Raw genomic sequence first — 9,408 nt, 5'->3', positions numbered from 1 at the left:
GGTTCCCCCACACGGGGGAACCGGGCCGTCCGTCGTTCCGGGAGGCCGGTCAGATCTGGATGCCCGCCATCCGCTTCCACTCGTACTCGCCGGTCTTCACCTTGAGGCCCAGCTCGCCCCCGAACTCGTCGTGCAGGGTCAGCCCGGCCAGCTCCGCGGCCCGGCGGCCCACGGCGTAGCTGGGGGCCACCTGGTCGCCCCAGGCACCGTCCGCGCCCACCACGACGATCCGGGTGGCGACGGAGCCGACGTACTCGACGACCGCGTCCGCGCTGCCCCCGTGCTGCCGGGCGAAGCTGGTCAGGTTCTTGGCGATGCGCTTGGCGCGGCGCTCGGTACGGGCGTCCGGCGCGGTGGCGGCGGTCTCAGCAGGGCTCATGCCCCGCATGCTACCCACCGGTAGTGGCGCTGGCGACGGGACCGGCCTGTGCACCGGGCCACATACTGGGGGCGTGACGTTCAAGGGCTGGCCGACCGAGGCGCTCGACTTCTACGAGCACCTGGAGGCCGACAACTCGAAGACCTTCTGGCAGTCCCACCGGGAGCGGTACGACGACGCCGTGCGGGCCCCGATGGAGCTGCTGCTCGCCGAGCTGGAGCCCGAGTTCGGGCCGGGGAAGATCTTCCGCCCCAACCGCGACGTCCGTTTCAGCGCCGACAAGTCCCCGTACAAGACGCACATCGGGGCGCACCTGGAGTCCGGCGGCTACGTCCAGCTCTCCGCCGACGGCCTGGCCTGCGGCAACGGCATGTACCAGCTCGCCCCCGACCAGCTGGAGCGTTACCGCGCCGCCGTCGCCGAGGATGTCAGCGGCGCCGAGCTGGAGCGGGTGATCACCCGGGTGGAGCAGGCCGGCCCGCGGGTGCACGGCCGGGACAGCCTCAAGTCGGCCCCGCGCGGCTACCCCAAGGACCACCCCAGGATCGAGCTGCTGCGCCACAAGGGCCTGGTGGCCTGGCAGGAGTGGGAGCCCGCGACGTGGCTGGGCACCCGCACCGCGTACACCCGGATCACCGCCTTCCTGCGCGCCTCCCAGCCGCTGCGGGACTGGCTGGACGGCCACGTCGGCCCCTCGGAACTCCCGAGCCGCTGAACGCGAGAATGCGAGAACGCGAAGGAGCCCCGGTCCACCGGACCGGGGCTCCTTCGGCGGGAAGTCCTACTTCACGAACGGGTCGACCGCGCAGGCCACCATCAGCAGCGACAGGTAGGTGATCGACCAGTGGAACAGCCGCATCTCCTTGAGCTTCGCGCCCACGATGCCGGCCTTGGCCCGCCCGTACAGCGCGTGTGCCTCGCGCAGCCAGGCCCCGCCCAGCAGCACCGCGACGACCGGGTACAGCCAGCTCATGTGCCCCAGCGGCCACACCGCCAGCGAGGTCGCCACCATCACCCAGGAGTAGACGACGACCTGCTTGCCGACCGCCACGTTGCCCTTGACCACCGGCAGCATCGGCACGCCGGCCCGCTCGTAGTCGTCGCGGACCTTCATGGACAGCACCCAGGTGTGCGGCGGCGTCCAGAAGAACACCACCAGGAACAGCGCCACCGCGGCCCAGGAGACCGAGTCGGTCACCGAGGACCAGCCGATCAGCACCGGCATGCAGCCGGCGATGCCGCCCCAGACGATGTTCTGCGGGGTGCGCCGCTTGAGCCCCAGCGTGTAGACGAACACGTAGAAGAGCAGCGCGCCCAGCGCCAGCCAGGCGGACAGCCAGTTGACCCCGATGCCCAGCAGCAGGGTCGAGACGACCGCCAGCGCGATGCCGAACACCAGCGCCTCGCGCGGCGACACCATCCCGGTGACGATCGGGCGCCGCTCGGTGCGCGACATGACCGCGTCGATGTCCCGGTCGATGTACATGTTGAGGGCGTTGGCGCCGCCGGCCGAGAGGTAGCCGCCGACGACCACCTTCAGCACCAGCAGCATGTTCGGCACGCCCTGTTGAGCCAGGAACATCACCGGCACGGTGCTCATCAGCAGCAGCTCGATGATCCGTGGCTTGGTCAGTGCGACGAACGCGCCGACACGGGCCCCGAACGGCCGGTGCACAGGAGTCGCCCCGGTGACCCCGGCGGGACGGGTTTCGACGGCGGTCACTAACACCCCAACTGAAGATGAATCCTCGCAGGCGTCCACAGGAACGAAGGGTCCCGAATCGTCCGCTCTGCGCGTACCACGACACCATAGACGCTCCATATATCCCATCCCGCTCCGGGGTCCCCCGGCGAGGCGGATCGCACACCCCCGGGTGAACCCGCCGGGTGGGGCCGTCCGGCGCCTCCGCGGGGCCCCGCTAGCCCGTCCCGACCACCGGAGCGGCGCCCGGCCGGGAATCGGGAGAGTCTGGGATAAAACCAATCAGACCGAAGTGGGAATCTGACTGGGTAAATGTCGGTTCTCCCAGCACGCAGGGTGAGGCACGGCCCGGACGGTAGGCTCGCACGCAGAAGCGGGATCTACCCTCCGTGACCGGCACCACCCAACGTCGGGACCACAGCGTCGTGGCCGACTCGGTCCCCTATTCACGGGGTCACTCTTCACAATGGAAGGAGCCCTGAGACAGGGTGAGCACTGCGCCGACGAACGCATTCGAGTGGACCGATCTGGACGACCGCACGGTCGACACCGCACGGGTCCTGGCCATGGACGCCGTCCAGAAGGTCGGCAACGGACACCCCGGGACGGCGATGTCGCTGGCCCCGGCGGCCTACCTGATCTTCCAGCGTTTCCTGCGTCACGACCCGACCGACCCGTCCTGGGCCGGGCGCGACCGTTTCGTTCTCTCCCCCGGGCACACCAGCCTGACGCTGTACACCCAGCTGTACCTCTCCGGCTACGGCCTGGAGCTGGACGACCTGAAGGCCTTCCGCGTCGCCGGCAGCCGCACCCCCGGCCACCCCGAGCACGGCCACACGGCCGGCGTGGAGACCACCACCGGCCCCCTCGGCCAGGGCATCGCCAACGCGGTGGGCATGGCGATGGCCGCCCGCTACGAGCGCGGCCTGTTCGACCCGGAGGCCCCGGCCGGCGAGTCCCCGTTCGACCACACCATCTGGGCCATCGTCTCCGACGGCGACCTGGAGGAGGGCGTCTCCGCCGAGGCCTCGTCGCTGGCCGGCCACCAGAAGCTGGGCAACCTGGTCGCCCTCTACGACGACAACCACATCTCGATCGAGGGCGACACCGAGACCGCCTTCTCCGAGGACGTCCTCAAGCGCTACGAGGCGTACGGCTGGCACGTCCAGCGGGTCAGCCCGAAGTCCAACGGCGACATCGACGTGGCCGCCCTGGCCGAGGCGCTGACCGCGGCCAAGGCCGAGACCTCGCGTCCGTCGATCATCGCGATGCGCACGATCATCGCCTGGCCGGCCCCGGACGCCCAGAACACCGCCAAGGCGCACGGCTCCGCGCTCGGCGCCGCCGAGATCGCCGCCACCAAGAAGGTCCTGGGCTTCGACCCGGAGAAGACCTTCGAGGTCGGCGACCAGGTCATCGAGCACGCCCGGCTGGTCATCAAGCGGGGCAAGGCCGCCCGTGACCAGTGGCAGCAGTCCTTCGACGCCTGGCGGGCCGGTGACGCCCACCGCGCCGCCGAGTACGACCGCATCCAGGCGGGCGAGCTGCCCGAGGGCTGGAAGAAGGCCGTCCCGTCCTTCCCGGCCGGCAAGGACGTCGCCACCCGCAAGGCCTCCGGCGACACCCTCAAGGCGATCGGCGCGGTGATCCCGGAGCTGTGGGGCGGCTCCGCCGACCTCGCCGAGTCCAACCTCACCACCATCGACGAGGACAGCTCGTTCCTGCCCGGGGGCAACCCGCTGAAGTCGGCGAGCCCGTACGGCCGGACGATCCACTTCGGCATCCGCGAGCACGCCATGGGCTCGACCATGAACGGCATCGCCCTGCACGGCAGGACCCGTGTGTACGGCGGCACCTTCCTGGTCTTCGCCGACTACATGCGCCCGGCCGTCCGCCTGGCCGCGCTGATGAAGCTGCCGGTCACCTACGTCTGGACGCACGACTCGATCGGCCTCGGCGAGGACGGCCCGACCCACCAGCCGGTCGAGCACCTGGCCTCGCTGCGCGCCATCCCGGGCCTGGCCATGGTCCGCCCGGCCGACGCCAACGAGACCGCCGTGGCCTGGCGCACGATCATCGAGCGCCAGACCAGCCACCCCGGCCCGGTCGGCCTGGCCCTGACCCGCCAGGGCGTCCCGACCTTCGACCGCGAGGTCTTCGGCTCCGCCGAGGGCACCGCGAAGGGCGCCTACGTCCTGGCCGAGGCGTCCACCGGCGACCCGCAGGTGATCCTGCTCGGCACCGGCTCCGAGGTCCAGCTGGCCGTCAAGGCCCGCGAGGCTCTGGAGGCCGAGGGCATCGCCACCCGTGTGGTGTCGGTCCCGTCCTTCGAGTGGTTCCAGGAGCAGGACCAGGCGTACCGCGACAGCGTGCTGCCGCCGTCGGTCAAGGCCCGCGTCTCGGTCGAGGCCGGCATCGCCCAGGGCTGGCGCGAGCTGGTCGGCGACCACGGCCGGATCGTCTCGCTGGAGCACTTCGGCGCCTCCGCCGACTTCAAGGTGCTCTACGAGGAGTTCGGCATCACCGCCGAGCACGTGGTCGCCGAGGCCCACAACGCCCTGCGCTCGCTCGAAGCCGTCAACCGCTAGCGACACCCCCGGCCGGGCCCGAGACCCGCACGTCGAAGGCCCGGCCCCGTCGACCAACACCACGAAGCAGAAGAACAAAGGGACTGAGCACCATGACTGACGCACTGAAGCGCCTCAGCGACGAAGGCGTTGCGATCTGGCTGGACGACCTCAGCCGCAAGCGGCTGAACTCCGGCAACCTGGCCGAACTGGTGCAGAACAAGCACGTGGTGGGCGTCACCACCAACCCGACCATCTTCCAGAAGGCCATCGCCGGCTCCGGCGACGACTCCTACGACGGCCAGCTGCGCGACCTCGCCGTCCGCAAGGTCACCACCGACGAGGCGATCCGCATGATCACCACCTCGGACGTGCGTGACGCGGCCGACGTGCTGCGCCCGGTCTACGACGCCTCCAACGGCCGCGACGGCCGGGTCTCCATCGAGGTCGACCCGCGCCTGGCTCACGAGACCGCCCCCACCGTGGCCGAGGCCAAGCAGCTGTGGTGGCTGGTCGACCGCCCGAACGTCTTCATCAAGATCCCCGCCACCAAGGCCGGCCTGCCCGCGATCGCCGAGGTCATCGGCAAGGGCATCAGCGTCAACGTCACGCTGATCTTCTCGCTGGAGCGCTACAAGGCCGTCATCGACGCCTACCTGACCGGTCTGGAGGCCGCCAAGGCCAAGGGCCTGGACCTCTCCCAGATCGAGTCGGTCGCCTCCTTCTTCGTCTCCCGCGTGGACACCGAGATCGACAAGCGCCTGGACAAGATCGGCGGCGAGGCCAAGGACCTGCGCTCCAAGGCCGCCCTGGCCAACGCCCGCCTCGCCTACCAGGCGTACGAGGAGGTCTTCGGCAGCGTCGACGGCAAGACCGCCGGCAGCGCCCGCTGGAACGCCCTGGAGGCCGCCGGCGCCAAGCCGCAGCGCCCGCTGTGGGCCTCCACCGGCGTCAAGGACCCGGCCCTGCCGGACACCCTGTACGTCACCGAGCTGGTCGCCCCGGGCACCGTCAACACCATGCCCGAGGCCACCCTGGACGCCACCGCCGACCACGGCGTGGTCACCGGGAACACCATCGTCCCGAACTACGCGGACGCCAAGGCCGTGCTGGACGCGATCGCCGCCGCCGGCGTGGACTACGACGACGTCGTCCAGCTGCTGGAGGACGAGGGCGTCGAGAAGTTCGAGCAGTCCTGGAAGGAACTGCTCGACACCGTCACCGCCTCGCTCGCCTCCTTCGCCGACGAGAAGTGACCCCTGCTCACAGCCAGCGCACGAAAGCGGAGCCCATCAAGTGAGCACTGATTTCCCGGAGTTGACGCCGGTATCGGACGCGGACGACCTCCCGTCCTCCCCCGTCAACCCGCTTCGTGACCCCTCCGACCGACGGCTCCCGCGCATCGCGGGGCCGTCCGGTCTGGTCATCTTCGGGGTCACCGGCGACCTGTCCCGCAAGAAGCTGATGCCGGCCATCTACGACCTGGCCAACCGCGGCCTGCTGCCGCCGGGCTTCTCCCTCGTCGGCTTCGCCCGCCGTGAGTGGGACGACGAGGACTTCGCCAAGGAGGTCCACGACGCCGTCCGGGACCACGCCCGCACCCCGTTCCGGGAGGAGGTCTGGCAGCAGCTCGCCAAGGGCATGCGCTTCGTCCACGGGACCTTCGACGACGACGACGCCTTCGACAAGCTGCGCGAGACCATCGAGGAACTGGACAAGGCCCAGGGCACCGGCGGCAACTTCGCCTTCTACCTGTCCGTCCCGCCGAAGTTCTTCCCGACGGTCGTCCAGCAGCTCAAGAAGCACGGCCTGGCCGACCCTCCGCAGGGCTCCTGGCGCCGCGCCGTCATCGAGAAGCCCTTCGGCCACGACCTGGAGAGCGCCCAGGAGCTCAACAAGGTCGTCCACGAGGTCTTCCCCCGGGACGAGGTCTTCCGGATCGACCATTACCTGGGCAAGGAGACGGTCCAGAACATCCTGGCGCTGCGCTTCGCCAACCAGATGTTCGAGCCGATCTGGAACCGGTCGTACGTCGACCACGTGCAGATCACCATGGCCGAGGACATCGGCATCGGCGGCCGGGCCGGCTACTACGACGGCATCGGCTCCGCCCGTGACGTCATCCAGAACCACCTGCTCCAGCTGATGGCGCTCACCGCCATCGAGGAGCCGGCATCCTTCCACCCGAAGGCGCTGGTGGCCGAGAAGCTCAAGGTGCTCAGCGCCGTCAAGCTCCCGGCCGACCTCGGCCTGCACACCGTGCGCGGCCAGTACGCGGCCGGCTGGCAGGGCGGCGAGGAGGTCGTCGGCTACCTGGACGAGGACGGGATCAACCCCGACTCCAAGACCGACACCTACGCGGCCATCAAGCTGGAGATCAACAACCGCCGCTGGGCGGGCGTGCCGTTCTACCTGCGCACCGGCAAGCGCCTGGGCCGCCGGGTCACCGAGATCGCGGTCGTCTTCCAGCGCGCCCCGTACCTGCCCTTCGACTCCTACGCGACCGAGGAGCTGGGGCAGAACGCCCTGGTCATCCGGGTCCAGCCGGACGAGGGCGTGACGGTGCGGTTCGGGTCCAAGGTGCCGGGCACCTCCTTCGAGGTCCGGGACGTCACGATGGACTTCGCCTACGGCGAGTCCTTCACCGAGTCCAGCCCGGAGGCGTACGAGCGGCTCATCCTCGACGTACTGCTCGGCGACGCCAACCTGTTCCCGCGCCACCAGGAGGTCGAGCTCTCCTGGCAGATCCTCGACCCGATCGAGGAGTACTGGGACACCCACGGCAAGCCCGCCCAGTACGCGGCGGGGACCTGGGGCCCCGTCGAAGCGGACGAGATGCTCGCACGAGACGGCAGGAGCTGGCGCCGGCCATGAAGATCGACCTCACCAACACGACGTCCAGCAAGATCAACGCCGCGCTCATGGAGGCGCGCCGGGCCCGCGGCTCCGGCGCCGCCGGCATGGTGCTCACCCTGGTGATCGTGACCGACGAGGGCAGCGCCTACGACGCCCTCAAGGCCGCCAACGACGCCTCCCGCGAGCACCCGATGCGCACCCTCGCGGTGATCAAGCGCGCCGGGCGCTCGCCCCGGGCCCGCGCCGAGACCCGGCTGGACGCCGAGATCCTGGTCGGCTCCGACGCCGGCTCCGGCGAAACGGTTGTCCTGCGGATGCACGGCGAACTCGCCGCGCACGCCCAGTCGGTGGTCCTGCCGCTGCTGCTGCCGGACGCCCCGACCGTCGTCTGGTGGCCGGACAACGCCCCGCTGCACCCGGCCCAGAACCCGCTGGGCTCGCTCGCCCAGCGCCGGATCACCGACGCCGTCACCGCCGAGTCCCCGGTCGGCCAGCTCGCCCAGCGCTCGCAGGCCTACACCCCGGGCGACACCGACCTGGCCTGGACCCGGATCACCGGCTGGCGCTCGATGCTGGCCGCCGCGCTGGACCAGCGGCCGTCCGCCATCGTCTCCGCGGTGGTCGAGGGCGAGTCCTACAACCCCAGCGTCGAGCTGCTCGGCCTCTGGCTGAACAACCGGCTCCAGGTGCCCGTCGAGCGGGTCGTCACCAACGGCCCCGGCATCACCGCGGTGCACCTGCGCACCAAGGACGGGGACATCACCCTGGACCGCCCGGACGGCCTGCTGGCCACCCTGTCGATGCCCGGTTCGCCGGACCGCCAGGTGGCGCTCAAGCGGCGCGAGACCTCGGAGCTGATCGCCGAGGAGCTGCGCCGCCTCGACCCGGACGACATCTACGCGACGGCCGTGCGCACGCCCGTCGACCAGCTGCTCGAACCGGCCAACGCCGAGACCCAGGCGGCCGAGAAGGTCGCCCGGGAGGTCGCCGAGGAGGCCGTCGAGGAGGCCGCCGAGGCCGCTGTGGCCAACCCGGACCGGGTGACCGCCGACACGGCGGAGCGCAAGCCCGGCCGCAAGGCCTCCGGCAAGCGCACCACCAAGGAAGGCGCATGACCAACGCGACCCCGCAGCTGGTCGTCCACCGGGACAAGGAGCTGATGGCCCAGGCGGCCGCGGCCCGGCTGATCACCCGGATCGTGGACGCCCAGGCCGCCCGCGGCAGCGCGTCGGTGGTGCTCACCGGCGGCCGCAACGGCAACGCCCTGCTGGCCGCGATCGCCGCCTCCCCGGCGCGCGACGCGGTCGACTGGGGCCGGCTGGACCTGTGGTGGGGCGACGAGCGCTTCGTGCCCGCCGCCGATCCGGACCGCAACGCCGTCCAGGCCCGGGCCGAGCTGCTGGACGCCGTCCCGCTCGACCCGGCGCGGGTGCACGAGATGCCCGCCTCGGACGGGGAGGACGGCTCGGACGTGGAGGCCGCCGCGGCCCGCTACGCGGCGGAGCTGGCGAAGGCCGCCGAGCCGGGCGACCGGCTCGGTGTCCCGGCCTTCGACGTGCTGCTGCTCGGCGTCGGCCCGGACACCCACGTCGCCTCGCTCTTCCCCGAGCACCCGGGCGTGCGGGAGACCGAGCTGACCGTGATCGGCGTGCGCGGGGCCCCCAAGCCCCCGCCGACCCGGGTCTCGCTCACCCTTCCGGCGATCCGCTCGGCCCGCGAGGTCTGGCTGCTGGCGGCCGGCGAGGACAAGGCGGGCGCGGTCGCGCTGGCCCTGTCCGGCCCCGGCGAGCTCCAGGCGCCCGCCTCCGGCGCGTACGGCCGCAGCCGCACCCTGTGGCTGCTGGACCGCGCCGCCGCGGAGCGCATCCCGCCGCAGCTCTACCCGCCGGCCTCGGCGTAGGTCC

8 protein-coding genes are annotated in these 9,408 nt (G+C 71.3%); 6 read left to right on the top strand and 2 right to left on the bottom strand.

Annotated elements, in window-relative coordinates:
- Window positions 1-49: 49 nt before the first annotated feature.
- Window positions 50-379: a hypothetical protein gene (locus ACFRMQ_RS32810; RefSeq protein ID WP_380734383.1), complete on the bottom strand. Its 330-nt coding sequence runs from the start codon at window positions 377-379 to the stop codon at window positions 50-52.
- 73 nt (window positions 380-452) lie between these two features.
- Here ACFRMQ_RS32810 and ACFRMQ_RS32805 point away from each other — a divergent pair, with 73 nt between their 5' ends.
- On the top strand, window positions 453-1,094 hold the full coding sequence (locus ACFRMQ_RS32805; protein ID WP_380734382.1) for a DUF2461 domain-containing protein: 642 nt from the start codon (window positions 453-455) through the stop codon (window positions 1,092-1,094).
- 66 nt (window positions 1,095-1,160) lie between these two features.
- Here ACFRMQ_RS32805 and ACFRMQ_RS32800 read toward each other — a convergent pair whose 3' ends face one another.
- The gene (locus tag ACFRMQ_RS32800) at window positions 1,161-2,108 is read right to left on the bottom strand and encodes a heme o synthase (protein WP_380734381.1); all 948 of its coding nucleotides are present in this window, start codon (window positions 2,106-2,108) and stop codon (window positions 1,161-1,163) included.
- A 461-nt stretch (window positions 2,109-2,569) separates the two neighbouring features.
- Between ACFRMQ_RS32800 and tkt the strand changes: the two genes are divergently transcribed.
- The 5 genes from tkt to pgl all read left to right on the top strand — a co-directional run bounded on the left by tkt (window position 2,570) and on the right by pgl (window position 9,404).
- Entirely contained in the window at window positions 2,570-4,669 is a 2,100-nt protein-coding gene (tkt, locus tag ACFRMQ_RS32795; RefSeq protein WP_380734380.1) for a transketolase, read from the top strand.
- A gap of 92 nt (window positions 4,670-4,761) precedes the next feature.
- Window positions 4,762-5,904, top strand: coding sequence for a transaldolase (gene tal, locus ACFRMQ_RS32790; RefSeq protein WP_380734379.1), 1,143 nt, complete (start codon window positions 4,762-4,764; stop codon window positions 5,902-5,904).
- A gap of 61 nt (window positions 5,905-5,965) precedes the next feature.
- A complete protein-coding gene (gene zwf, locus ACFRMQ_RS32785; protein WP_380734384.1) occupies window positions 5,966-7,522 on the top strand; it encodes a glucose-6-phosphate dehydrogenase in 1,557 nt (518 codons plus the stop codon).
- Window positions 7,519-8,619, top strand: coding sequence for a glucose-6-phosphate dehydrogenase assembly protein OpcA (gene opcA, locus ACFRMQ_RS32780; RefSeq protein WP_380734378.1), 1,101 nt, complete (start codon window positions 7,519-7,521; stop codon window positions 8,617-8,619). The genes zwf and opcA overlap by 4 nt, the downstream gene beginning before the upstream one ends.
- Window positions 8,616-9,404: a 6-phosphogluconolactonase gene (gene pgl, locus ACFRMQ_RS32775; RefSeq protein WP_380734377.1), complete on the top strand. Its 789-nt coding sequence runs from the start codon at window positions 8,616-8,618 to the stop codon at window positions 9,402-9,404. The genes opcA and pgl overlap by 4 nt, the downstream gene beginning before the upstream one ends.
- Window positions 9,405-9,408 lie beyond the last annotated feature (4 nt).

The sequence above is a fragment of the Kitasatospora sp. NPDC056783 genome, from assembly GCF_042789895.1.
Classification (GTDB): Bacteria; Actinomycetota; Actinomycetes; order Streptomycetales; family Streptomycetaceae; genus Kitasatospora.
The sequence above is the reverse complement of the archived record's forward strand: the minus strand, read 5'-3'. Positions and strand labels throughout refer to the sequence as shown.

What these genes read in the sequence shown, in the direction of transcription:
- ACFRMQ_RS32810 (WP_380734383.1), bottom strand. Translation starts at nt 379, where the DNA reads ATGAGCCCTGCTGAGACCGCCGCCACCGCGCCGGACGCCCGTACCGAG.
- tal (WP_380734379.1), top strand. Translation starts at nt 4,762, where the DNA reads ATGACTGACGCACTGAAGCGCCTCAGCGACGAAGGCGTTGCGATCTGG.
- opcA (WP_380734378.1), top strand. Translation starts at nt 7,519, where the DNA reads ATGAAGATCGACCTCACCAACACGACGTCCAGCAAGATCAACGCCGCG.
- pgl (WP_380734377.1), top strand. Translation starts at nt 8,616, where the DNA reads ATGACCAACGCGACCCCGCAGCTGGTCGTCCACCGGGACAAGGAGCTG.